Origin of the sequence: Stenotrophomonas rhizophila, assembly GCF_003651185.1 — a bacterium.
GTDB classification, from domain to species: Bacteria; Pseudomonadota; Gammaproteobacteria; order Xanthomonadales; family Xanthomonadaceae; genus Stenotrophomonas; species Stenotrophomonas maltophilia_Z.
In genome coordinates this window covers 1-24,189 of the sequence record NZ_RCDC01000010.1, presented here as the reverse complement: position 1 = coordinate 24,189, position 24,189 = coordinate 1, and the positions used below count along the sequence as shown (strand labels likewise).

Annotated in this window: 21 protein-coding genes and 4 tRNA genes; 17 read left to right on the top strand and 8 right to left on the bottom strand. The window is 66.8% G+C overall.

Features of this window, described 5'->3' with window-relative positions:
* Positions 1-178: 178 nt before the first annotated feature.
* On the top strand, positions 179-1,924 hold the full coding sequence (locus tag BCL79_RS19765; protein WP_183073845.1) for a S8 family peptidase: 1,746 nt from the start codon (positions 179-181) through the stop codon (positions 1,922-1,924).
* Between the two features lie 65 nt (positions 1,925-1,989).
* On the opposite strand, the gene BCL79_RS19760 is transcribed toward BCL79_RS19765, so the two are convergent.
* From BCL79_RS19760 to wrbA, 3 genes are all read right to left on the bottom strand, one after another.
* Positions 1,990-2,475, bottom strand: coding sequence for an asparaginase domain-containing protein (locus tag BCL79_RS19760; RefSeq protein WP_121044584.1), 486 nt, complete (start codon positions 2,473-2,475; stop codon positions 1,990-1,992).
* A 103-nt stretch (positions 2,476-2,578) separates the two neighbouring features.
* Positions 2,579-2,926, bottom strand: coding sequence for a DUF2069 domain-containing protein (locus BCL79_RS19755; RefSeq protein ID WP_121044581.1), 348 nt, complete (start codon positions 2,924-2,926; stop codon positions 2,579-2,581).
* The gene (gene wrbA, locus BCL79_RS19750; RefSeq protein WP_019186096.1) at positions 2,923-3,513 is read right to left on the bottom strand and encodes an NAD(P)H:quinone oxidoreductase; all 591 of its coding nucleotides are present in this window, start codon (positions 3,511-3,513) and stop codon (positions 2,923-2,925) included. The genes BCL79_RS19755 and wrbA overlap by 4 nt, the downstream gene beginning before the upstream one ends.
* 105 nt (positions 3,514-3,618) lie before the next feature.
* Here wrbA and BCL79_RS19745 point away from each other — a divergent pair, with 105 nt between their 5' ends.
* A complete protein-coding gene (locus BCL79_RS19745) occupies positions 3,619-4,893 on the top strand; it encodes a YihY family inner membrane protein (protein ID WP_121044578.1) in 1,275 nt (424 codons plus the stop codon).
* Positions 4,890-5,453 carry a TlpA family protein disulfide reductase gene (locus BCL79_RS19740; RefSeq protein ID WP_121044575.1) on the top strand — a complete coding sequence of 188 codons (564 nt, stop codon included), beginning with the start codon at positions 4,890-4,892 and terminating at the stop codon, positions 5,451-5,453. Before BCL79_RS19745 ends, BCL79_RS19740 begins: the two co-directional genes overlap by 4 nt.
* A gap of 76 nt (positions 5,454-5,529) precedes the next feature.
* Here BCL79_RS19740 and ppk2 read toward each other — a convergent pair whose 3' ends face one another.
* From ppk2 to hemA, 4 genes are read right to left on the bottom strand one after another with little or no spacing between them, the layout of a single operon-like run.
* The gene (ppk2, locus tag BCL79_RS19735; protein WP_121044572.1) at positions 5,530-6,309 is read right to left on the bottom strand and encodes a polyphosphate kinase 2; all 780 of its coding nucleotides are present in this window, start codon (positions 6,307-6,309) and stop codon (positions 5,530-5,532) included.
* Between the two features lie 51 nt (positions 6,310-6,360).
* Positions 6,361-8,070, bottom strand: coding sequence for a tetratricopeptide repeat protein (locus BCL79_RS19730; RefSeq protein ID WP_121044569.1), 1,710 nt, complete (start codon positions 8,068-8,070; stop codon positions 6,361-6,363).
* Positions 8,071-8,095: 25 nt separating this feature from the next.
* Positions 8,096-9,181, bottom strand: a complete 1,086-nt coding sequence (gene prfA, locus BCL79_RS19725) for a peptide chain release factor 1 (protein WP_121044566.1) — start codon at positions 9,179-9,181, stop codon at positions 8,096-8,098.
* Complete coding sequence (gene hemA / locus BCL79_RS19720; protein WP_121044563.1) at positions 9,159-10,457, bottom strand: glutamyl-tRNA reductase; 1,299 nt, start codon at positions 10,455-10,457, stop codon at positions 9,159-9,161. Before hemA ends, prfA begins: the two co-directional genes overlap by 23 nt.
* A gap of 65 nt (positions 10,458-10,522) precedes the next feature.
* On the opposite strand from hemA, the gene BCL79_RS19715 reads away from it, so the two are divergent.
* The 8 genes from BCL79_RS19715 to ychF all read left to right on the top strand — a co-directional run bounded on the left by BCL79_RS19715 (position 10,523) and on the right by ychF (position 17,514).
* Entirely contained in the window at positions 10,523-12,211 is a 1,689-nt protein-coding gene (locus BCL79_RS19715; protein WP_183073844.1) for a tetratricopeptide repeat protein, read from the top strand.
* Entirely contained in the window at positions 12,208-12,867 is a 660-nt protein-coding gene (gene lolB, locus BCL79_RS19710) for a lipoprotein insertase outer membrane protein LolB (protein WP_121044557.1), read from the top strand. The genes BCL79_RS19715 and lolB overlap by 4 nt, the downstream gene beginning before the upstream one ends.
* Positions 12,864-13,733 (top strand): 4-(cytidine 5'-diphospho)-2-C-methyl-D-erythritol kinase, encoded by an 870-nt coding sequence (ispE, locus tag BCL79_RS19705; RefSeq protein ID WP_183073843.1) that lies wholly within the window; start codon positions 12,864-12,866, stop codon positions 13,731-13,733. The genes lolB and ispE overlap by 4 nt, the downstream gene beginning before the upstream one ends.
* 9 nt (positions 13,734-13,742) lie before the next feature.
* Positions 13,743-13,819 (top strand) — tRNA-Gln (locus BCL79_RS19700).
* 136 nt (positions 13,820-13,955) lie between these two features.
* On the top strand, positions 13,956-14,915 hold the full coding sequence (locus tag BCL79_RS19695; RefSeq protein WP_026070235.1) for a ribose-phosphate diphosphokinase: 960 nt from the start codon (positions 13,956-13,958) through the stop codon (positions 14,913-14,915).
* 111 nt (positions 14,916-15,026) lie between these two features.
* Complete coding sequence (locus BCL79_RS19690; RefSeq protein WP_102789571.1) at positions 15,027-15,641, top strand: 50S ribosomal protein L25/general stress protein Ctc; 615 nt, start codon at positions 15,027-15,029, stop codon at positions 15,639-15,641.
* Positions 15,642-15,722: 81 nt separating this feature from the next.
* The gene (gene pth, locus BCL79_RS19685) at positions 15,723-16,301 is read left to right on the top strand and encodes an aminoacyl-tRNA hydrolase (RefSeq protein WP_121044551.1); all 579 of its coding nucleotides are present in this window, start codon (positions 15,723-15,725) and stop codon (positions 16,299-16,301) included.
* A 121-nt stretch (positions 16,302-16,422) separates the two neighbouring features.
* Positions 16,423-17,514: a redox-regulated ATPase YchF gene (gene ychF, locus BCL79_RS19680; RefSeq protein ID WP_088434937.1), complete on the top strand. Its 1,092-nt coding sequence runs from the start codon at positions 16,423-16,425 to the stop codon at positions 17,512-17,514.
* Positions 17,515-18,081: 567 nt separating this feature from the next.
* Here the strand turns inward: ychF and BCL79_RS19675 are convergent.
* Positions 18,082-20,829, bottom strand: a complete 2,748-nt coding sequence (locus tag BCL79_RS19675; RefSeq protein ID WP_121044548.1) for a TonB-dependent receptor plug domain-containing protein — start codon at positions 20,827-20,829, stop codon at positions 18,082-18,084.
* Positions 20,830-20,970: 141 nt separating this feature from the next.
* On the opposite strand from BCL79_RS19675, the gene BCL79_RS19670 reads away from it, so the two are divergent.
* From BCL79_RS19670 to BCL79_RS19645, 6 genes are all read left to right on the top strand, one after another.
* The gene (locus BCL79_RS19670) at positions 20,971-22,014 is read left to right on the top strand and encodes a cyanophycinase (RefSeq protein WP_121044545.1); all 1,044 of its coding nucleotides are present in this window, start codon (positions 20,971-20,973) and stop codon (positions 22,012-22,014) included.
* 111 nt (positions 22,015-22,125) lie between these two features.
* The gene (locus BCL79_RS19665) at positions 22,126-23,139 is read left to right on the top strand and encodes an isoaspartyl peptidase/L-asparaginase family protein (RefSeq protein WP_183073842.1); all 1,014 of its coding nucleotides are present in this window, start codon (positions 22,126-22,128) and stop codon (positions 23,137-23,139) included.
* Between the two features lie 138 nt (positions 23,140-23,277).
* Positions 23,278-23,363: transfer RNA gene (locus tag BCL79_RS19660), tRNA-Tyr, on the top strand.
* 28 nt (positions 23,364-23,391) lie between these two features.
* Positions 23,392-23,465: transfer RNA gene (locus BCL79_RS19655), tRNA-Gly, on the top strand.
* 47 nt (positions 23,466-23,512) lie between these two features.
* Positions 23,513-23,588: transfer RNA gene (locus BCL79_RS19650), tRNA-Thr, on the top strand.
* Between the two features lie 41 nt (positions 23,589-23,629).
* Positions 23,630-24,189, top strand: a 560-nt coding sequence (locus BCL79_RS19645) for a GTP-binding protein (protein WP_121044542.1), incomplete at its 3' end; no start/stop codon positions are given.

The window sequence follows — 24,189 nt, the reverse complement described above, 5'->3', positions numbered from 1 at the left end:
AGTCACAGATCCGACATTTCATGTCATGGAAGCACGGCTGAAACATTGTTCATCCGCCAGCAAGCTATTAGCGTCGACTCACTCACCGGGCCGATCCGCGCCATCGCTTCAGCAGCCCCCGGACCGGACCTGGATTCTCAGCCGCGACGACGGCATTCACTGTCTGAAAGGAAATCCGATGTCTCATGTCTCGCAACACCGTTTGCGTCAGCGTGCATTGGTTGTACTGGGCGCCTCTGTTCTGTCGACCCTGCTGCTGGCCACGCCGGCGTTCGCCGGCGATGTGCAGTTGAGCGGCCTGTCCTCGGCGCCGACCCACCAGCGCTTCATCGTGAAATACAAGGATGGCAGCAGCGAGGTCGCCACCCCGACCGCACTGGCCAGTTCGCTGAAGGCCGCCGCCGCCGCCGTGCCGGCGGCCCAGGGCCGCGCGCTGGGCCTGCAGAAGCTGCGCCAGCTGGCGATCGGCCCGACCGTGGTCAAGGCCGACCGGCCACTGGACCGTGCTGAAGCCGAGCTGCTGATGCGTCGCCTGGCCGCCGACCCGGGCGTGGAATACGTCGAAGTCGATCAGCTGATGCAGGCCACCCTGGTGCCCAACGACACCCGCTTCTCCGAGCAGTGGGGCTTCGGCACCAGTAACGCCTCGATCAACGTGCGCCCTGCCTGGGACAAGGCCACCGGCACCGGCGTGGTGGTCGCGGTGATCGACACCGGCATCACCAACCACCCCGACCTCAACGCCAACATCCTGCCCGGCTATGACTTCATCAGCGATGCGGCGATGGCGCGCGACGGCGGTGGCCGCGACAACAACCCCAACGACGAAGGCGACTGGTACGCCGCCAACGAGTGTGGCGCGGGCATTCCGGCCTCCAATTCCAGCTGGCACGGCACGCATGTGGCCGGCACCGTTGCGGCGGTGACCAACAACAGCACCGGCGTGGCCGGCACCGCGTTCAACGCCAAGGTGGTTCCGGTGCGCGTGCTCGGCAAGTGCGGCGGCTACACCTCCGATATCGCCGATGCGATCGTCTGGGCGTCCGGCGGGACCGTCAGTGGCGTCCCGGCCAACGCGAACCCGGCCGAAGTGATCAACATGTCGCTCGGCGGCGGTGGCAGCTGCTCCACCACCTACCAGACCGCGATCAACGGCGCCGTCTCGCGCGGCACTACCGTGGTCGTCGCGGCCGGCAACAGCAATACCAACGTGTCCTCTTCGGTGCCGGCCAACTGCGCCAACGTCATCGCGGTCGCCGCGACGACCTCGGCCGGCGCCCGCGCCAGCTTCTCCAACTACGGCACCGGCATCGACATCTCGGCCCCGGGGCAGGGCATCCTCTCCACCCTCAACAGCGGCACCACGGTGCCGGGCAGCGCATCGTATGCCTCCTACAACGGCACCTCGATGGCGGCCCCGCACGTGGCCGGCGTGGTCGCGCTGATCCAGTCCGTTGCCCCCACCGCGCTGAGCCCGGCCGCCATCGAAAGCCTGCTCAAGAGCACCGCACGGCCGTTGCCGGGCGCCTGCTCCGGGGGCTGCGGCGCGGGCATCGTCGATGCCGACGCGGCGGTGACGGCCGCCCTGGGCGGGACCAACCCCAACCCGGGCACCGGCAACGTGCTGCAGAACAACGTCCCGGTCACCGGCCTCGGCGCCACCAGCGGTGCGTCGCTGGCCTACACCGTGACCGTGCCGTCCGGCCGCAGCCAGCTGAAGGTCACCCTCGCCGGCGGCAGTGGCGATGCCGATCTCTACGTCCGTTCCGGCAGCGCCCCGACCGACACCGTCTACACCTGCCGCCCCTACCTCAGCGGCAACAACGAAACCTGCACGATCACCTCACCGGCGGCCGGCACCTGGCACGTGCGGGTGAAGGCCTACTCGACCTTCTCCGGGGTCACCCTCACCGCGCAGTACTGATCGCTTTTTGTCGCACCAACGCAGAACGCCCCGGCATGCCGGGGCGTTCGTTCAATCAACAGTGATTACGCCGCTTCGAACCGGTTGGCCGCCACGTTCTTGCGCACCTGTTCCGGATTCCAGATCCGGCCGTTCATCGCGATGTACACACCGCTCGGCAACGACTGCACCGCACCGATCGCACACCCGATGTTGAACTCCGCATCCGAGCCGCGGAAGCGCGCCGGGCTCAACGCACCGGTCATCACGATCGTCTTGTCGGTGATCGACTTCAACACTTGGCCCGTCTGCACCATCGAATCGGTGCCGTGCGTGACCAGCACATGGCGCGTCGGCTGCGCGGCGATCGTCGCCCGGATCAACTCACGGTCATCGTCGGTGATGTGCAGCGAATCCTTGCGCAGGATCGGGATCACATTGAAACGGAAGGTCACGCCCAGTTCGCGCAGGATCATCCCGATCTGCGGATCACCGATCTGATAGTCCGACTTGTCGTCGAAGTAGATCTTGTCGATCGTGCCACCGGTGGTGATGATCAGTAGTTCTTCCATTGCAAGCATCCTGGGTACCAGACAGAAGGGCACGGAACCGCCGCGCCGACCGGTAGATGATACGGCCGCCGACGGCCCGATGCAGGCGCGCGCCGCAGCGGCCTCAGCCGGCCGGCGTCCTGCGCCCGAAGCGGCGCCGCAGCCCTGGCGTGCTGGCCACCCCGATCACCGCCAGCGCCAGCCCCAGCTCGAGCCAGGCCCACAGCGCCACCTCCGGATGGCTCCAGGCGCTCATCACCCCGTGGCTGAACCAGAACAGCGCCAGCACGCCGGCCCAGAACATCGCCTTGCCACGCCGCACCAGCACGCCCAGCGCCAGCAGCAGCGGCGGCAGGGTGAACACCAGCTGGGTGGCCAGCCAATGCTTGTCCTGCGCGAACCAGACCGCGAACAGCACCGCCAGCGCCACCAGCAGCAGGGCCAGCACGATCTCCTGGGCGCGCGTACTCACGCCAGCCGCCGTGCGATATCGGCCACCCGCCGCCCCAGCGCCCGCGCCAGGATGCTCTCATCCTCGCTCGGCACCGGGTTGTCGTCCGCCCCGGCCACATGGCTGGCGCCATACGGCGTGCCGCCAGTGGTGGTATGGCTCAGCGCCGGCTCGGTGAATGGGATACCCACGATCAGGCAGCCGTGGTGCAGCAGCGGCACCTGCATCGACAACAGCGTCGACTCCTGCCCACCGTGCAGTGAGGCCGTCGAGGTGAACACGCCCGCCGGCTTGCCGGCCAATGTCCCGTTGACCCATTCCGCGCCCAGGCCGTCCAGGAAGTGCTTCACCGGCGCGGCCATGTTGCCGAAGCGGGTCGGGCTGCCCAGCAGCAGCCCGGTGCATTCGGCCAGGTCGGCCACGCTGACATACGGTGCGCCGTCCTCGGGCACCGGGGGCAGCGCGGTCTGCGTCACCGCCGCCACCGGGGGCACGGTGCGCAGCCGCGCGCTCATGCCCGGCACCTCGCCGATGCCGCGCGCAATCTGGCGGGCAAGCCGTGCCACTGAACCGCCACGGCTGTAGTACAGCACCAGGATCTCCGCCATTTCGCTTTCATCTCATTGCGTCCGATGCGGGCAGTATGGCAACGCAGCCCGCTCAGGGCGAGGTCCGTGCATGCCCCACACCCGTCATCGGGTACCCTTGCGCCGATGGAACCTCTCGATACGATCAACCTGTGGATCGAACGCGTCCGGGACCGCGCGCGCACGATCAGCTTCGGCCGCTTCCTGTGGCGCCGCTTCCTGGATGACCGCCTGTTCCAGGCGGCCGCCTCGCTGGCCTACACCACCGTGTTCGCGCTGGTGCCGCTGGCCATCGTGGTGTTCGGGGTGCTCTCGGCGTTCCCGGTGTTCGACCGCTGGAGCGACACCCTCAGCGACTACGTTTTCTCCAACTTCGTGCCCAACGCCGCGCGCGCCGCCGAAGGCTACCTGCGACAGTTCTCAGCCAGTGCCGGGCAATTGACCGCCGCTGGCTTCATCGCCCTGGTGGTCTCGCTGCTGATCACGCTCAACAGCGTGGAAGAAACCTTCAACCAGATCTGGCGGGTGAGTTCGACCCGGCCGAAGCTGACCCGCTTCCTCGTGTACTGGACCGTGCTCACCCTCGGCGCGATGCTCGCTGCGGCCTCGCTGGCGGTCTCGGCGCGGGTGTTCGCGCTGCCGCTGTTCGGCACCAGCGAAGGCCGCTGGCTGGCCAACGTCTCACTGACGGTCGCGCCGATCCTGATCGAGTTCGTCTGCATCATGCTGGTCTACCGCGTAGTGCCGCACCACACGGTCAAATGGCGCCATGCCGTCCCCGGCGCGATCCTGGCTGCGATCATGCTGGAGCTGGTGAAGTGGGGCATGGGCGCTTACCTGGGGAGCTTCCAGTCCTACCAGAAGCTCTACGGCACCGTCGCCTTCGTGCCGATCCTGCTGCTGTGGATCTACCTGTGCTGGGTCTCGGTGCTGCTCGGTGCATCGCTCGCCTCCTCGATCGCCGCGTTCCGCTACCAGCCAGCCGACCTGCGCCTGCCGGTGGGCTATGAGATCTATGGCCTGCTGCGCCTTATCGGCCGCTTCCACCAGGCGCGTGCCGAAGGGCGCAGCCTGGATGACGACGAGATCCTGCGGCTGGAGCCGATGCTGACCGATTCGCTGCTGCAGACGCTGCTCTGCGACCTGGAAGCGATCCGCGTGGTGCGCCGCGACGAGCAGGGCGAATGGCTGCTCGCGCGCGACCTGGACAAACTCACCCTGGCCGACCTGTACGAGACCACGCAGATGCGGATCCCGATCAAGGAGGCCTACCTGCCGTATCGCGACGACAGCCTGGGCACGGCCTCGGTGGCCGCATTGGACACCTTGCGCCTGCCGCTGCGCGAACTGCTCAAACGCCGCGTCAGCGACATCTACTCGACCCCCGGAGACAAACCATGACCGCCAAGCCCCTGCTGCTGGCCCTGGGCCTGCTGACGCTGGCCGCCTGCAACAAGCCCGCCGCACAGAGCGAGGCCGCCGCGCCTGCCGCCCCGGCCCCGATCAACGAACCCGCCGCGCCGCCGACCGACGCCGTGCCGGCCACCGAGCGCAAGACCGTCGAACAGCCGACGCTGAAAGCCAAGGCGCTGGACGGCACCGACTACGATCTGGCGGCGCACCGCGGCAAGTGGGTGGTGGTGAACTTCTGGGCAACCTGGTGCGCCCCGTGCCGCAAGGAAATGCCCGAGCTCTCCGCGCTGCACGCGATGCGCAATGAAATCGAGGTGGTCGGGCTGGCTTTCGAGGACATCGAACCGGCCGAGATGAAGGCCTTCCTGGAGAAGCGTCCGGTCACCTATCCGATCGTGATCGTGGATACGTACAACCCGCCGGAAGACTTCGCGATCCCGCGCGGCCTGCCGATGACCTACCTGATCGCGCCGGACGGCAAGGTCGCCAAGGAGTTCCTCGGGCCGGTCACCGCGCATGACATCGAAGCGCGGATCAAGGAAGGCTGAGCCTCACGGCAGTGCCGGCTGATACCCGGCATGCCTGTGCCTCGCTGTGCCCGGTAAATCCACGCCATGCGTGGATCTACCCGACGACGAAGGGTTCGATCGGCTTCAAGACCCCGAAGTGCTCTTTGTGCAGCTTGCCCTTCAACGGCGGCAGCGCCAGTACCGGTTCGTCCACGCGGGTATCGGGCAGACGATCGAGCAGGTTGCGGATCAGGCCCAGCCGCCCGCGCTTCTGGTCGTTGAAGTCCACCAGCGTCCACGGGGCATCATCGTTATGCGTGGCGCGCAGCATCGCTTCGCGGCTCTCGGTATAGGCGCTGTACTTGCTGCGTGATTTCAGGTCCACCGGCGACAGCTTCCAGCCCTTGAGCGGATCGAGGTGGCGCTCGGCAAAGCGCTTTTCCTGCTGTGCCTGGTCCACGCTGAGCCAGTACTTGAACAGCACGATGCCATCGTCGATCAGCAGCTTCTCGAACACCGGCGTCTGCGCCAGGAAGCTGCGGTACTGCGCTTCGGTGCAATAGCCCATGACATGCTCGACGCCCGCGCGGTTGTACCAGCTGCGGTCCATCAGCACGATCTCGCCGGCCGCAGGCAGGTGGGAGACATAGCGCTGGAAATACCACTGCGTGCTTTCGCGGTCGGTCGGCTTGGGCAGCGCGACCACCTTGCACTGGCGCGGATTGAGATGCTCGGCGATCGCCTGGATCGCACCGCCCTTGCCCGCGGTGTCGCGGCCTTCGAACAGCACCAGCACGCGCTGCCCGGTGTGCTGCACCCAGCGCGCCATCGCCGCCAGTTCCAGTTGCATCGGTTCCAGCAGGGCCTGGTAGTCCTTGCGCTTGAGCTTGCCCATCGGCGTGCCTCGGTGATTCACAGGGAAGCCCGAGCCTAGCGCAGCCGATGCTCAGGCGATGTGTGGGCCCTGCCAGCCGCGTTCGCGCGCAAGCGTTTGGATCACCTCGGCGATGTCGCGCGCGAAACCGGCCATGTCGAACAGGCCGCTGTCCTCGCGCCGTTGCGCCAGCGTGGCGCGCGCGGCCTGCAGCGCGGCCGGGTCGTTGCCGAGCCGGATGGCGGCGGCCACGAACGCCGCGTCATCGGCCACGTTGAACGCGTGCATGCCCAGGTGATGATTGAGGCTGCCGGCCACGCGCGAGGCGAACGTCGCGCCCGGGCAGGTGAGCACCGGGCAGCCGGCCCACAGCGCATCGGAGGCGGTGGTGTGGGCGTTGTACGGATGCGTGTCCAGAAACAGGTCGGCGTGCTGGTAACGCGCCAGGTACTGCGGGTGCGGCAGGCGTGGCATGAACACCAGTCGCGCCGGATCCAGCTGCGCCTGGCGTGCCGCGCTGCGCAGGCGCGCGTCGGCGTTGCCCGGGCCGGAGAGCAGCCACAGCACGCTGCCGGGCACGCCGTGCAGCACTGCGAACAGCCGCTGCATGCTGCGCGGATTGAGCTTGTAGCTGTTGTTGAAGCAGCACAGCACCACGCCCTGCGCAGGCAGGCCGCAGTCCCCGCGCGAGGGCACCGGCTCCAGCACGCGGGTGTTGTCCGAGGGCTGGAACGCGCGCGGCAGGCGCCGCACGTTCTCGCTGAAGGCCGGTGCCAGCGCGTCGGGCAGCACGAAGGCATCGGCCAGCACATGATCGATCCACGGCGCGCCGGAGGTACCCGGGTAGGCCAGCCAGTTGATCTGCACCGGGGCCGGGCGCATCGCCAGTACCTGCGGGGTGCCACCGCCGCCCCAGCCGCGCAGATCGAACAGCACATCGATGCCAGCCTCGCGGATGCGCCGGGCGATCACCTGATGCGGCTGCGCGCTGACATCGTGCAACGTGTGGGCGGCCTGCTGCAGACGCTGGCGGATGCTGCTGCCGTCGTCCGCGCTGAGCGCGAACAGATGCGGTTCCAGCGTGCCCAGCGCGCGCAGCTGTTCGAACAGGGCGACGGTCAGCAGCCCGGTGGGATGCGCGCCGAAACCGTTGGAGAGGAAGCCGACCCGCAGCGTGCCGTGCGGGCGCACGGTGGCCGGCGGCAACCGCGGGATGCCCTCGGCCAGCGCCGCCGCGCGCTGGCGGGCGCAGGCCAGCTGCTCGGCGGCGCTGCTGTCTTCGCTGAGGAAGGCGAACGGCTCGACCACCGCCTGGCCCTGCGCGACGGCCTGGCGCACCAGCACCGACAATCGCTCCAGATCCTGCCAATCGCACAGCCGGCGCTGCCAGTTGAGCAGCTGCGCAGTGATGTAGGGCTCGCCCGGCAGCAGACGGTGCGCATTGCGATACGCATCGGCGGCCGCCTCAGGCTGCCCCGCGTCTTCCAGTGCGTGGCCCAGCCACAGGGTGATGCCGGGGTGCTGGGGCGCGCGGTCCGCCGCCTGGCGCAGCAGTGTGGCGGCCTCGCCATGGCGGCCCTGCATCCAGCGTGCGCGCCCCAGCCGGGCCAGGGCCTCGGGATGGTCGCCGCGCAGCTGCAGTGCACGGGTGGCGGCCTGTTCGCCGGCGCGCACATCGCCGGCTTCCAGCTCCGCATCGGCCAGCATCACCCACGCAATGAAATCGGCCGGTTGCCGCTGCACCACCTGGCGCAACTGCAGACGCTGCGGATCGATACTCATCGCTGCCGCGCCGGGGCGGGCATGCTCAGCTGCCTTCCGCGAGCCGGGCCAGCTCGTCGGCCTGGTGTTCGTGGGTCAGCCGGCTGACCAGTGCATCAAGATCGCCGGTCAGGATGTTGGGCAGGTCGTACAGGGTCAGCCCTTCCACGCGGTGGTCGGTGATCCGTCCCTGCGGGAAGCTGTAGGTGCGGATGCGCTGGCTGCGGTCGCCGCTGCCGACCTGCAGCCGGCGGCTTTCGGCCTGCGCGGCAGCCTGCTTGCTGCGTTCGGTATCCAGCAGCTGTGCCTTGAGACGCTTCATCGCCTTGTCGCGGTTGGCATGTTGGCTGCGCTCGGTCTGGCATTCCACCACCACGCCGGTGGGCAGATGGGTGATGCGGATCGCCGACTCGGTCTTGTTGACGTGCTGGCCACCGGCGCCGGAGGAGCGGTAGGTGTCCACGCGCAGGTCGGCCGGGTTGATCACCACGTCCTCGACGTCATCCGCCTCGGGAATGATCGCTACCGTCGCGGCCGAGGTATGGATGCGGCCCTGCGACTCGGTCGCCGGCACGCGCTGCACGCGGTGCGTGCCCGATTCGAACTTCAGGCGTGAGAAGGCGCCACGGCCGACCACGCGCGCCACCACTTCCTTGTAGCCGCCATGTTCGCCCGGGTTGTCCGATTCGATCTCGACCTTCCAGCCCTGGCGCTCGGCATAGCGGGCGTACATGCGGAACAGGTCGCCGGCGAAGATCGCTGCCTCGTCACCGCCGGTACCGGCGCGGACTTCCAGGAACAGGTTGCCGTCATCGCGCGGATCGCGCGGCACCAGCAACAGGGCCAGTGCTTCGTCCAGCTGCTGCAGGCGCTGCTGCGCGGCGGTGATTTCCTCCTCGGCCAGCTCGCGCAGGTCAGGGTCCTCGCGCATCGCTTCTGCGGCGGCGAGATCGGCCTTGGCACGGGCTTCGTCGGCCAGCGCGTTGGCGACCGGCTCCAGCTGCGAAAACTCGCGCGACAGCGCGCGGAAACGGTCGTTGTCGCCGACCACGGCCGGGTCGGACAACAGGCGTTCCAGTTCTTCGCGGCGCTCGGCCAGCGCTTCCAGCTTACGGCGCAGGGTCGGCGTCATCGTCCCTCGCTACATCGGTACGCACGGCAGGGTGCTGGTAACCCGGCCTGGCCGGGAACAGGCGCTCGGCGGCGCGGGTGAGTTCAGTATCGCCGCTGAGCGCGGCCGCGCGCAGGGCGGCGGTCGGCGGGTGCAGCAGGCGGTTGGTCAGGCCGTGCGCGAGCAGCTCGAGCACCTCTTCCGGTGATTTGCCGTGGGCCAGCTGCTGGCGGGCTTTCTCCAGCATCTCCACGCGGGTCGCTTCACCATAGGCGCGCAGTTGCCGCAGCGGGGCCTGGTGCACGCTGGCCTGCAGCGTTTCCACGAAGCGGGCGACCTGCAGCTCGATGATTGCTTCGGCCTCGGCCGCGGCTTCACGGCGGCTGCGGCGGTTGTCTTCGACCGCGCGCTCCAGATCATCCACGGTGTACAGGAAGGCGTCGGCCAGTTCGCCCACGCCGGCCTCGATATCGCGGGGCACGGCCAGATCGAACAGCAGCATCGGCTTGTGCTTGCGGGTTTTCAGTGCGGCGGCCACGTGCGCGCGGGTGATCACCGGCTCACGCGCGGCGGTGGCCGAGAACACCACGTCAGCCTCGCCCAGATGGCGGTCCAACTCACTCAGGGGCAGGGCGACGCCGCCATGACGGCTGGCCAGCTCCTGCGCATGGGCCAGGGTGCGGTTGGCGATCAGTAGCCGCCGCACGCGCCCTTCGCTGAGATGGCGCGCGGCCAGCTCGATGGTCTCGCCGGCGCCGACCAGCAGCACGGTGGAATCGTCCAGCCGCGCGAACGAGTTCTGCGCCAGGCGCACCGCGGTGGAGGCCACCGACACCGGGTTGGCGCCCACGCGGGTATCGGTGCGGGCGCGCTTGGCCACCGAGAAGGTCTGCTGGAACAGCCGGTCCAGGCGCTGGCCGAGCAGGCCATGATCACGGGCCAGGGCCCAGGCATCCTTCACCTGGCCCAGGATCTGCGGTTCGCCCAGCACCATCGAGTCCAGCCCGGTGGCAACCCGGAACAGGTGGCGCACCGCGTCGGCGTCGGCGTGCTGATAGAGGTACCCATGCAAGGTGCCGGCCTGTGACTCCAGCCACTGCGCCAGCGCGTCACCGGATTCGGCCACCGCGTACAGCTCGGTGCGGTTGCAGGTGGAGAGCAGGACCGCCTCGGCCACCTGTGGCGTATCGCGCAGCGACGCCAATGCCTGGGGCAGGGCGTCGCCGCCAAAGGAGGCGCGTTCGCGCAGCTCCACTGGCGCGGTCTGGTGATTCAGTCCGAGCACCCACAGGGTCATTGTTCAGTTGCTTGCGATAAGCTGCTGGCCATTCAAGTCGTCATTTTAAGGCTCAGATGCCCCCGATGCCCGCATTGATTCGCATCTCCAGCGTTCTGCTGCTGTCTTTGTTCACTGCCAACGCCCTGGCCGCCCCCCCGGCAGCCCCGGCGAAGGCCAAGAACAGCACGGCCGAGGCGGTCCCCCTGGCCCCGGTCATGGCGGGCGAATTCGCCCTGCAGGCAGGCAAACTGGGCGACGCCGCGCGCTGGTACCTAGAGGCGGCCGAGGCCAGTGAAGGCGATGCCGGCCTGGCCGAGCGCGCCTCCCGGATCGCCATGCTGGCCAACGATGACAAGCGCGCCGCCCGCGCGCTGGCCCTGTGGGAGCAGCGTGCGCCGCGCTCACTGGCCATGCGCAGCAGCACCGCCGCGCTGGACATGCGCCAGAACAAGGTGAAGGCCGCCCGCACCGAACTGCAGGCGCTGCTCAAGGACCCGGACCCCACCGCCTGGAAGTTCGCGATCGGCGCCCTGATCAGCGGCGGCAGCGATCCAAAGGTCCCGGCCCAGGTGCTGGGCGAGCTGGTGGATGCCAATGCCATCCCCGACCGCCTGGAGGTCTGGCAGGAGTTCGGCCGTCTGGCCATGCGCATGGAGCAGCCCGAGCTGGCCCGGCGCATGGTCGATGAGGTGGTCAAGCGCTTCCCGGATGAGCCGCGCGTGGCCCTGCTGCACGCCAGTCAGCTCACCCAGGCCGGCAAGTCCGATGAGGCGCTGGCCCTGTTGAAGGGCGTGGAGCCCAAGACCCTGCAGGACCCCGAGCTGCGTAACGCGGTGGCGATCTCCTATGACCTGATGGGTCAGCCGGCTGCGGCCGAGCGCGTGCTGGCGGTCGGCCCGCAGGATGTGCAGACCTACGGCATGCGCGCCTCGCTGCTGGCCAAGCAGAAGGACGACCCGGGCCTGCTGGCCCTGTATACCGAGCTTTCCAGGCAGGCGACCAAGCCGGATCCGGCCCAGCGCCTGCTGCTGGGCAAGATCGCCGAGTACCTCAAGCGCTACGAGGAAGCGGTCAACTGGTATCACAGCGTGCCCGGTGGCCCGGAGCGCGATGAGTCGCGCCTGCGCGCAGCCAATGCGCAGAACGAACTGGGCCGCACCGACAAGGCGCTGGCCGAAGTCCACGCGATCCAGTCCGATGCCACCGTTGATGACGATGCCCGCCGGGATGCCTATCTGTTGGAGGCCGAGCTGCGCCAGCGCGGCAACGACGATGCTGGCGAACTGGACGCCCTGGCCCGTGGCCTGGCCGCGTATCCGGATGAGAACGCGCTGCTGTATGCCCGCGCGCTGGCCTGGGAGCGCCGCGACGACATCCCGCGCGCCGAGGCCGACCTGCGCAAGGTGCTGGTCACCGATCCGGAGAACATCGCCGCGCTCAATGCGCTGGGCTACACCTTGGCCGACCGCACGCAGCGTTATCAGGAAGCCTTGGAACTGATCGACCGCGCGCGCGTGGCCGAGCCGGACAACGCCGCCATCGTCGACAGTTACGGTTGGGTGCTGTATCGCCTGGGCCGCAACGAAGAAGCCTTGGTGCAGCTGCGCCGCGCCTGGACGCTGGCCAAGGATGCGGAAATCGCCGCGCATGTGGGCGAGGTGCTGTGGGTGTTGAACAAGAAGGACGAAGCGCGCCACTTCTTTGAAGAGGCCCGCAAGCTGGACCCGGACAACCGCGCCCTGCAGCGCGTGATCGAGAAATACGGCGTATGAATCTGCTGTCCCTGAAGGTCGCGTTTGCCGCGGCCGTGGCGTTGTCGCTTTCCGCGTGCGTGTCCCTCGATGAGCGCAAGGCCCCTTCCGCCCCGACCGTGGTCAGCACCGTCTCTCCCGCTGCGCAGCAGGCCGAGGCCGAGCGCGTCACTGCGGTACGCGCGCAGCCGGCCTGGTCGTTCCAGGGCCGGGTGGCGATCAGCAAGGGCCGCAACGGCGGCAACGGCCGCATCGACTGGCAGCAGCAGGGCCAGGGATATGTGGTGGAACTCAGCGCCCCGGTCACCCGGCAGAGCTGGAAGCTGACCGGCGACAGCCATCATGAAGGCGGCCGCCTGGAGGGTCTGGAAGGCGGCACGCGCGAGGGCGACGATGCCCAGCAGGTCCTGCTGGACGCCACCGGCTGGGATATCCCGGTCAACCAGCTGCCCGATTGGGTGCGCGGCCTGGTCGCCGATGCGGCCCCGGCCGAGCGCATCGAGCGCGACGGTGAAGGCCGCCCGCGTCGCGTGGAGCAGCTGGGCTGGGAGATCCAGTACCTGGATTGGTACCCGGCCGAGGCCGGTCGCCCGGTGCTGCCGCGCAGGATCGAAGCAGTCAATGGCGACGCCAAGGTCCGCCTGGTGGTCGACAGCTGGGTGCTGGGCGGCCCATGAGCATGCTGGAGACGGCCGACGGCGGGTCGACCTGGCCGGCCCCGGCCAAGCTGAACCTGTTCCTGCACATCACCGGGCGGCGTCCGGATGGCTACCACCAGCTCCAGACCGTGTTCCGCCTGCTGGATTGGGGTGATCGGATCCATCTGCGTGTCCGCGACGATGGCCGGATCCGCCGTGAGGGCACCTCCGCGGCCGGCGTTGCCGAGGCGGATGATCTGGCGATCCGCGCCGCGCACCTGTTGAAGGATGCAGCAAACATCGGCCAAGGTGCCGATATCGGCGTCGAAAAGCGCGTTCCGGCGGGCGGCGGCTTCGGCGGCGGTTCGTCCGATGCCGCCACCGTCCTGGTCGCGCTCAACCGCCTCTGGAACGCCGGCCTGGACGTCGACGCGCTGGCCGCGCTGGGTCTGCAGCTGGGCGCGGATGTGCCGGTCTTCGTGCGCGGGCACAACGCCTGGGCCGAGGGCGTGGGCGAACTGCTGACCCCGATCGCCCTGCCGCCGGCCTGGTTTGTGCTGGTCCATCCCGGCGTTCACGTGCCGACTCCCGCACTTTTCGCATCACCGGATTTGACGCGGGATGCCCCAGTGGCGAAAATAGCGGACTTCGCTTCCGGGTCTTTGCTCGGGAATGCGTTCGAGCCGGTCCTGCGCCGCCGCGAACCTGCCGTAGAGGCAGCGCTCGCAGCGTTGAGCAGTATCGGCCGGGCACGACTCACCGGGTCGGGAAGCGGTTGTTTCGTCGAGTTCGCCACGCGCGCTGCTGCAGAGCAGGGCCTGGCGCAATTGCCGAAGGAACTGCGGGCATGGGTGGCTGCGGGCGTGGAGCGCTCGCCACTGCTTGATGTACTCGAGCGTTACTGATTTTGATGCAGGGGCGTCGCCAAGAGGCCCAAGGCACCAGGTTTTGATCCTGGCATTCGGAGGTTCGAATCCTCCCGCCCCTGCCACTAGCGGATATCTGCCGCGACTCCATGCGCATGTCTGCGCGGGCGCGGTGCATACGCCGCGGTGTTGTCACCGCAGACACCTCCGGGTGCCGGCGGCCCAGTTCTCCGCCAATCGCTCCCGCCCGAGACCGTCATGATGCAAGAACACCCCAACCTGCTGGTATTTTCCGGCAACGCCAACAAGCGCCTTGCGCAGAGCATCTGCAAGGAACTGGGGGTGCGGCCTGGCAAGGCATTGGTGTCGCGCTTCTCCGATGGTGAAGTGCAGGTCGAGATCGAGGAAAACGTCCGTAAGCAGGACGTGTTCGTGATCCAGCCGACCTGTGCGCCCAGCGCAGAGAACCTGATGGAACTGCTGGTCCTGATCGATGCGCTCAAGCGCGCTTCGGTCAACAGTGTCACCGCCGTGGTGCCGTATTTCGGCTACTCGCGCCAGGATCGCCGCATGCGTTCCTCGCGCGTGCCGATCACCGCCAAGGTGGCCGCAAAGATGTTCAGCGCTGTCGGGGCTGACCGGGTACTGACGGTGGATCTGCATGCCGATCAGATCCAGGGTTTCTTCGACATGCCGGTGGACAACGTATACGCCTCGCCGCTGCTGCTCGCCGATATCTGGCGCGCCTACGGCACGGAAAACCTGATCGTGGTGTCCCCGGACGTGGGCGGTGTGGTGCGCGCGCGCGCCGTCGCCAAGCGCCTGGACGATGCCGATCTGGCGATCATCGACAAGCGCCGCCCGCGCGCCAACGTCTCCACCGTGATGAACATCATCGGTGACGTCGAAGGCAAGACCTGCGTAATGGTCGATGACATCGTCGATACCGCCGGCACCCTGTGTGCGGCCGCTGCAGCCCTGAAGGCGCGTGGCGCCCTCAAGGTCGCCGCGTACTGCACCCACGCCGTGCTCTCGGGCCCGGCGGTGGACAACATCAACAACTCCCAGCTCGATGAGCTGGTGGTGACCGACACCATCCCGCTGCGTGAAGAGGCGCGGGTGTGCAGCAAGATCCGCCAGCTCAGCGTGGCGGAAATGCTGGCCGAGACGATGCGCCGCATCGCCTTCGGTGAGTCGGTCAGCTCGCTGTACGTGGATTGATTTTTCCGCCCACCGGCAACGGTGGGTGGTTTCCCGGGGAGATCTGGTCGCGGATCTCCCCTCATCGCCTCGCCATCATGGCGCGGCAAACAACGAAGGTAGTAAATCAGCATGGCCAAGAATCATGAAATCAAGGTCGTCCAGCGCGAACTGCAAGGCAAGGGTGCGAGCCGCCGCCTGCGTGGCGCTGGCCAGATCCCGGCGATCATCTACGGCGGCGACGTCGAGCCGAGCGTCATCCAGCTCAACCACAACGAAATCTGGCTGGCCCAGCAGAACGAGTGGTTCTACTCGTCCATCCTGGACCTGAACCTGGATGGCAAGGTCACCAAGGTGCTGCTGCGTGACATGCAGCGCCACCCGTTCAAGCAGCTGATCCTGCATCTGGATTTCCTGCGCGTGAACGAGAACGAAGCGCTGACCGCCAACGTCCCGCTGCACTTCATCAACGAAGACACCTCGCCGGCCGGCAAGGCTGCCGACGTCGTGGTCACCCACGAACTGAAGGAAGTGAGCATCACCTGCCTGCCGAAGGACCTGCCGGAATCGATCGACGTCGACCTGGCCGACCTGAAGGCTGGTGACGTGATCTACCTGTCGGACATCAAGCTGCCGAAGGGCGTCGAGATCCCGGCGCTGGCCCAGGGCAAGGACCATGACGATGCGATCGTCACCGCCAAGCTCGGCAAGGAAGAAGCTGCCGACGAAGCGCCCGCTGCAGAGTAAGTGATTGCGGCGCCTGTCCTTCGGGGCAGGCGCCGTTTCTGTATGTACCGGCACAGGGCGGGTACCGACGAAAGAAGAGTAATGACAGGATTGCGATTGATCGTTGGTCTGGGCAACCCCGGACCCGAGCACGCCCAGACCCGGCACAATGCCGGGTTTCGTTTCATTGACGCCCTGGTCGAACAGGCCGGTGCGCGCTGGAGCGTGGACAGCAAGTTGTTCGGCGAGACCGCCAAGGTCGACATCGCCGGCCAGCCGGTGTGGCTGCTCAAGCCCGCCACCTTCATGAACCTCAGTGGCAAATCGGTCACCGCGGCGCAGCGCTTCTGGAAGATCGAACCGGAAGAGACGCTGCTGGCGCACGACGAGCTGGACCTGCCGCCCGGCGTGGCACGGCTCAAGTTCGACGGTGGCCACGGCGGCCAGAACGGCCTGCGCGACACCATCCGCCTGCTCGGCCATGGCCGGTTCCACCGCCTGCGCATCGGCATTGGCCATCCCGGCCATAAGGACCGCGTGGTCCCGTGGGTGCTGGGGCGTGCCAGCAAGGACGATGATGTGCTGATCGGTCATGCCGTCAACGATGCGATCGACGTCCTGCCGCTGGCAGTGAAGGGCGATTTCAGCGAAGCGATGAAGCGGCTGCACACCCCGAAGTAACGTGACCGGTGACTGACGTTACCGGTAGGTACCGACCGCGGGTCGGTACGGAAAATGATTGGAAAAGCAGCGCCGAACGTCGCTGCTTCCCCAATCACTTTCACCCCAGAGGTTGTCAAAGATGGGTATCAAATGCGGCATCGTCGGTCTGCCCAACGTCGGCAAATCGACCCTGTTCAATGCGCTGACCAAGGCGGGCATCGCGGCGGCCAACTTCCCGTTCTGCACGATCGAACCGAACGTCGGCATCGTGCCGGTGCCGGATCCGCGCCTGAACGAGCTGGCTGCCATCATCAACCCGCAGAAGGTCATCCCGACCGCGGTGGAGTTCGTCGACATCGCCGGCCTCGTCGCCGGCGCGGCCAGTGGTGAAGGCCTGGGCAACAAGTTCCTGGCCCACATCCGCGAAGTGGATGCGATCACCCACGTGGTGCGCTGCTTCGAGAACGCCGACGTCATCCACGTCAACAACAAGGTCGACCCGCTGTCGGATATCGACACCATCGATACCGAGCTGGCCCTGGCCGATCTGGACAGCGTCGAGAAGGCGCTGAACCGCGCCGAGCGCGCTGCCAAGGGGGGCGACAAGGAAGCCGCGGCCCGCAAGCCGGTGCTGGCCAAGCTGCAGGCCGCGCTGGCCGACGGCAAGGCGGGTCGTACCGCCGGCCTGGACGAGGAAGAGAAGGCGCTGGTCCGTGACCTGTTCCTGCTGACCCTCAAGCCGGTGATGTACATCGCCAACGTGCTGGAAGACGGTTTCGAGAACAACCCGCATCTGGATGCCGTGCGCGCCCGTGCCGCCGAAGAGGGTGCGCAGGTGGTGCCGGTCTCGGCTGCGATCGAAGAAGAGCTGTCCCAGCTCGACGACGAAGACCGCGATACCTTCCTGGCCGACCTGGGCCTGTCCGAGCCGGGCTTGAACCGCGTGATCTACGCCGCGTACCAGCTGCTGGGCCTGCAGACCTACTTCACCGCAGGCGTGAAGGAAGTCCGTGCATGGACCGTGCGCAAGGGCGCCACCGCCCCGCAGGCCGCCGCCGTGATCCACACCGACTTCGAGAAGGGCTTCATCCGCGCCGAAACCATCGCGTATGACGACTTCATCAAGTACAAGGGCGAGGCCGGTGCCAAGGAAGCGGGTCGTCTGCGCCTGGAAGGCAAGGAATACCGCGTCCAGGAAGGCGACATCCTGCACTTCCGCTTCAACGTCTGATTCCATCGCACGTTGATGCCCGCAACGCCCCGCCTTGAGCGGGGCGTTTGCGTTCGGGAGAAGCACCTTCCACGCCATGAACAGGCTGGATAAAAAATGACCAGGCACCGAAATGCTTGCCTGGTATGCCTCCGCCTCACTTGTCCACAACAAACCCCCACGCCTCTCCACGCACCATGTGGAAAACCCGCGTGCGGTAGTGCCGGCCGCTGGCCGGCAACCCATCTGACCCGCCCGCAGGCGATGTGGACAATTTCTGACCACCACTGAAAACCGTTGCAGTGCATCGCTCACACAGGGTTGTCCACAGCAAACCCCCATCGCTTTCCACGGTGTGTGTGGAAAACCGCGATGGTGTTTGGACAAAAAACAGCCACGTCCTGAAAGCGTTGCGCTGCATGGCTTGCATGGACTTGTCCACACCAAACCCCCATGGCTTTCCACGACGCATGTGGAAAACAAAGACAGCGCACCCGGCAACGGGTGCCGCAGGCCGCCGGCCGCAGAACAAAAAAAAGACGGAGGCACTGCCTCCGTCTTTGATCCCCTGACCAGCGGAAGCGGCGCTTACAGCGCCGTACCGCCAAACTTGTGGGTGTACTGGAGATTGAGCGTCCGGCCCACGGTGTCGAACCAGGAGACGTCGTAGTACGGATACGGCGTGTACGTCGCGTCCTTCGGCGGCATCTTGTTGCCCACGTTCACCACCGACAGCGACAGGCGCGAATGGTCATCGAAGCGGTACTGCAGCGACACGTTGTAGCGGTACGTCGCCGCGATCCACGGGCTGTCACCGCTGTCCGGATCAAAGCTCTGGTCGTAGCTGTCGTAGGTGGGCAGTTTGCCCAGCCGTGAGCCGTACAGCGTGGCCGACCACGCCGCGTTCTCCCACGTCACACTCGCACTGGTCTTGGTGCGCGGAATGTCGAAACCGCTGTTGATCGCGAACTGGTCCTCGACCACATCGCCGTCAAACTGTTGGAAATCGTGCGTCTTCACCCAGGTGTGGTTGCCGCTGAGGATGAAATCGCCGATCCCGGTGCTCAGGCGGTAGCGCAGGCCCACATCAATGCCGCGGGTCGTTTCGCGCGCGATGTTGATCGGGCTCACGTGCACACCATACAGGCGGCCATCACTGGTGCGGGTAACCCGGCTGATCGCATCCACGCAGGTCGGCGAGGCCGCATCGGCGCCGCCCAGGCGGCAGGCCGCCTCGTCGCGCAGGATGGTGCTCACATCCATGTCCTGCACCTGGTCGCGCATGTCGATATCGAACCAGTCCACCGACAGGTCCAGCCCCGCTGCCGGCGACCACACAAAGCCAGCGCTCCACGAGGTGCTCGTTTCCGGATCCAGCTGGCGATTGCCTTCGCGCGTGCGGATCAGGTTCTCCTCGTAATCCGAGCAGTCATCACTGCCGTCCACCGCGCAGGCGTAGTAGTCGTTGGCACTGGTTTCATCATTGCCCGGGCCGGCATACACGTAGTGCAGGTCTGGCGCGCGGAAGGCGGTGCCGTAGGAGCCACGCACCAGCAGGGTCTCGATCGGGCGCCATTCCAGACCACCGCTCCAGGTCGCCTTGCCGATCGTGTTGCCGGAGTAGCGGTACTGGTCGAAGCGCCCGGCCACGCTGACGTTGAACGTGTCATGCAGCGGCAGGCGCAGCTCGGCCGCGGTCGCCCAGCGGTTGCGGCTGCCGTGGCCGTCCGAATCCTTCCAGCTGTAGTAGTAGTACTGCGTCGCCAGCGGGTCCGGATTCAGTGCGTAGGACTGATTGCCGAACTCGGCGGTCGCCGCGAAGCCGGCCTTGCCGCCCGGCAGCTCGAACAGCTCGCCGTTGGTCAGGGTCAGCGCGGCGGTATCGGTACGCGACTTCGGGGTATAGGTGGTGCGTGCGGCGATCGAATCGTACTCGCTGCGGCTCAGTGGCCGGTACAGGCGCGCCGGGTCGGCGTTGAACACCGGGAACACGTTGTCGTCGTCATCGGTGTACTCGCCCAGCTGCTCGCCAAGGAACAGCGCATTGGCCTTGGCGGCGATGATCTGCGGCCAGCGGATGCTGGATTGATACTGCGAATGGCTCAGCGAAGCCTCGTATTCCCAGTCCGCACCAAGGGCGCCCTTGAAGCCGGTGGTCACGCTGAAGGTCTTCTGGGTGCTGCGCACCATGCCGTTGTTCAACCCGCCCATCTCTTCCGGAGAGAACTGGCGCTGCCAGAACTCCACCTGGTCGGTGGCCTGGTTGTAGAAGTAGCCGTCTTCATTGCCGTCGGCGGCCATGCGGCCCCACTGGGTGACATCGCGCATCAGCGCCAGGTCGTGGTAACCCATCTGCACATCGGCGAACCATTCTGCGCCGTTGTCGAAGGCGTAGCGCAGCGCGGCATAGCCGTTGGCACCGCGGCGCTTGCTCAGGATCGTGCCGTAGCCGATCGAGCGGTCGCTGCCGCAGTAGAAGCCGTACCGCGCACGCTCGGCGTACTGGGTGCTGCCGTTGTTCTGGCCGGCCAGCGCATCGCAGGTGGCCTGGCCCGGGTCCAGGTAGTCGTCGTTGTAGTCGGTGCGCAGGTAGGCGCGACGCAAGGCGCGGGCGCTCTCGGTCGGTGCATCCAGGGTGGAATCCTGCTGGCTGCGCTCATACGCCCACAGTGGGGTCTGGGACTGCAGTTCCAGGCTGTAGACCGCGCTGAAGCGGCCGGCGTCGAAGCCACTGGCGATGCTCATGTCAAAGGACTCACCGCCGCCTTCGCTGGTGGTGCCCATGCGCATGTCGACCGTGGTGCCATCGACCTGCTTCTTCAGGATGAAGTTGACCACGCCGGCAATGGCGTCCGAGCCGTAGATCGCCGAGGCGCTGCCGGTCAGCACTTCGATGCGCTCGATCATCCCGATCGGGATGTTGGAGACGTCGGTGAAGTTGCTGCGGCCCTGGAAGGGCATCGGGAAATCGGCGATGCGGCGGCCGTTGACCAGCACCAGGGTGTGGTTGGGGCCCAGGCCGCGCAGGTCGACCTGCTGCGCACCGGGCGAGAAGTCCGCGCCGCTGGAGGACTGCTGGCTCTGGGTCTCCCCCCCGTTCTGGGTCATCGAGCGCAGCACGTCCGGCACGCTGGTGAAGCCGCTGGCCTGGATCTGCTCGGCAGTGATGACGGTGACCGGGGCTGGCCCCTCCACCTGCGCGCGCGGAATGCGCGAGCCGGTGACCTGCACCGTATCCAGTTGCTGCACCCCGGGGTCGGGCGTCTGGGCGCCCGCGGTTGCGGCCACACCCATCAACGCCAGCTGGATCGACCACGCCATCGCCTGTTTACGCATGAGAATTCTCGAGAAGAAAGTGTCGGCCTCGAGGGAGGCCTGTCCCCCATTCACATTTCGCGAATGGACGGCGCGCATTTAACGCCTTTTTTACGGGGTTGACCACTGCCAATTTCTCTGGCAAAGAGTGAAAGCGCTTACATGCCCTTTTTATTCGGGGAGGTCAACGTGCACAAGGGTTTCCGGCCGATCCATTCCCTCCTGTGGCTGCTGCTCGCCGCGCTCCCGCTCCCCCTCCACGCCCAGGATTCGCGCAGTCTGCAGGACCAGGGCTATCGCTATTACGAGGTGGGCGCCCTGGATGCCCCGCGCGCCACCCATACCGAGCCGGCGATGATGCTGATGGGCGGTGGCAAATGGGTGCCGGCCGCTTTCCAGTGGTGGCTGGCGCGTGCCGGCCATGGCCGGGTGGTGATCCTGCGCGCCTCCGGTGCCGATGAGCTGCAGAACCGGCTCTACCGGGAGATCGGTGGGGCGGCCTCGGTACAGACCCTGGTGTTCAACAGCCGGCGCGCGGCCGACGACCCGGCGGTGCTGGGGGTGATCGCCGCCGCCGATGCGATCTTCATCGCCGGCGGCGACCAGTCGCGCTATATCCGTTTCTGGAAGGGCACGGCGGTGAACGCGGCGCTCAATGCGCACGTCCGCGCCGGGCGGCCGATCGCCGGGACCAGTGCCGGGTTGGCCATCCTGGGGGGCTACAGCTACGGCGCCCTGGATGGCGGCAGCGTGACGTCCCGGCGCGCCCTGCGCGATCCCATGGGCCGGGCGGTGACGCTGGACAGTGATTTCCTGGCCATGCCGTACCTGGCCAACGTGGTCACCGATACCCATTTCGGCAAGCGCGACCGGCTCGGCCGCCTGATCGTCTTCGTGGCCCGTGCCGCCCAGCGCAGCGGGCAGCAGGGCATGGTCGGCCTCGGCGTGGATGAAGACACCGCGCTGTGCGTGGAGGCCGACGGCACCGGCCGGGTGTTCAGCCGCGATGGCGGCTATGCGTGGCTGGTGATGCCGCAGCACACCGCCGATCGCCTGCGCGGTGGTAAACCGCTGGATTTTCTCGCCATCCCGGTGACCGGTGTAGGCGAGGGCAGTCGCCTGCACCTGGATGGCTTCCGGGTGGACGACGCGGCGTTCGAGATGACGGCGGATATCCGGGAGGGGCGCCTGCAGCTGCGCCGGTAGATCCACGCCATGCGTGGATGCTGTGGCGTGCGTTTCGAGGTCATGGCCACGCGCGTGGATGGCCCGACGCGCGTGCCATGATGAGGCCTCGTCCCTTGAGAGTGCCTGCCCATGTCGCGTTCTGCTGTGGTGATGTTGTCGCTGTGCCTGTCGCTCCCGCTGGCGGCCACCGCTGCCGAGCCGGTGCTGGTCATCCATGGGGGCGCGGGGGTGGAGCGCGGGGATCTGTCGCCCGCCGAGGAGAAGGCCGCACGCGCGGCCCTGCAGCAGGCGCTGCTCAAAGGGCATGCCGCGCTGGCGGCCGGCAAGCCGGCGCTGGAGGCGGTCACTGCGGCGATCACCGTGCTCGAGGATGATCCCACGTTCAATGCAGGCAAGGGCGCGGTGTTCACCCACGATGGCCGCAACGAACTGGATGCCTCGCTGATGGACGGCGCCACGCTCAAGGCTGGCGCGGTGGCCGGTGTGCAGCGCGTGCGCAACCCGATCCTGCTCGCCGAGGCGGTGATGCAGCACTCTGCGCACGTAATGATGGTGGGGCAGGGCGCGGAGGCCTTCGCCAGCACCCAGGGAATTCCCTTGGTGGATCCGTCGTATTTCCGCACGGACAAGCGCTGGCAGCAGCTGCAGAAGGCGCTGAAGGAAGAGGCCAGCGGCCAGGCCCATGCGGATCTGGAAACGGCGCGCCACTTTGGCACCGTCGGGGCGGTCGCGCTGGACAAGGACGGCAAGCTCGCCGCCGGCACCTCCACCGGGGGGATGACCAACAAGCGCTATGGCCGTGTGGGCGACTCACCGATCATCGGCGCGGGCACCTATGCCGATGCAGGATGCGCGGTATCGGGGACGGGCTGGGGCGAGTACTACATCCGCACTGCAGCCGCGCACGATATCTGTGCGCGCATGCAGTACCTCAAGCAGGGCCCGGTGGACGCGGGGCGTGCGGTGATCAACGAGCGCATTCCCGCCCTCGGTGGCGATGGCGGCGCGATCGTGCTCGCCGCCGACGGTCGCGCGGCGACGCCGTTCAACACCCAGGGCATGTATCGCGGCTGGATCGGTGCCGATGGCGTGCCGCATGTGGCGATCTTCGCCAGCGAAACACTGCCGTTGCCGGGCCAATAGCCCGTCCCGACAAGGCAATTGGACAATCATGTGAAAAAATTCAAAAAGGTTGTTGACAGAACCCCCGTTTATCCCCAAAATTCACGGCTCTTCCACCCCACACCGAAAACGCTTCGGCGCCACGGGACAGGGTGGTAAGGAGGGATACCCAAGCGGCCAACGGGGGCAGACTGTAAATCTGCTGGCTTACGCCTTCGGTGGTTCGAATCCACCTCCCTCCACCAGTTTCATGTTGTGGCAAGAGCTTCCGATGCGGGAGTAGTTCAATGGTAGAACCTCAGCCTTCCAAGCTGATGGTGCGGGTTCGATCCCCGTCTCCCGCTCCATTGAATGAGTTTGAATATATTCAAATTCGTGCCATAATACAAAACTCGCTCACGTAGCTCAGTCGGTAGAGCACCTCCTTGGTAAGGAGGAGGTCGAAGGTTCGATTCCTTTCGTGAGCACCATCTAAGTGCTACCAATTCAGACGATTTCGAGATAAGCAGCCATGGCCAAGGGTAAGTTCGAGCGCACCAAGCCGCACGTCAATGTCGGCACCATCGGTCACGTTGACCACGGCAAGACCACGCTGACCGCCGCACTGACCAAGATCGGTGCCGAGCGCTTTGGCGGTGAGTTCAAGGACTACTCGTCGATCGACGCCGCGCCGGAAGAAAAGGCACGTGGCATCACGATCTCGACCGCACACGTCGAATACGAATCCACCGAACGTCATTACGCCCACGTCGATTGCCCGGGCCATGCTGACTACGTCAAGAACATGATCACCGGTGCTGCCCAGATGGACGGCGCGATCCTGGTCTGTTCGGCTGCTGACGGCCCGATGCCGCAGACCCGTGAGCACATCCTGCTCTCGCGTCAGGTCGGTGTGCCGTACATCGTCGTCTTCCTGAACAAGGCAGACATGGTCGATGACGCCGAGCTGCTGGAACTGGTCGAGATGGAAGTCCGCGAGCTGCTGAGCAAGTACGACTTCCCGGGCGATGACACCCCGATCATCTCGGGTTCGGCCCGCCTGGCGCTGGAAGGCGACCAGAGCGAGATCGG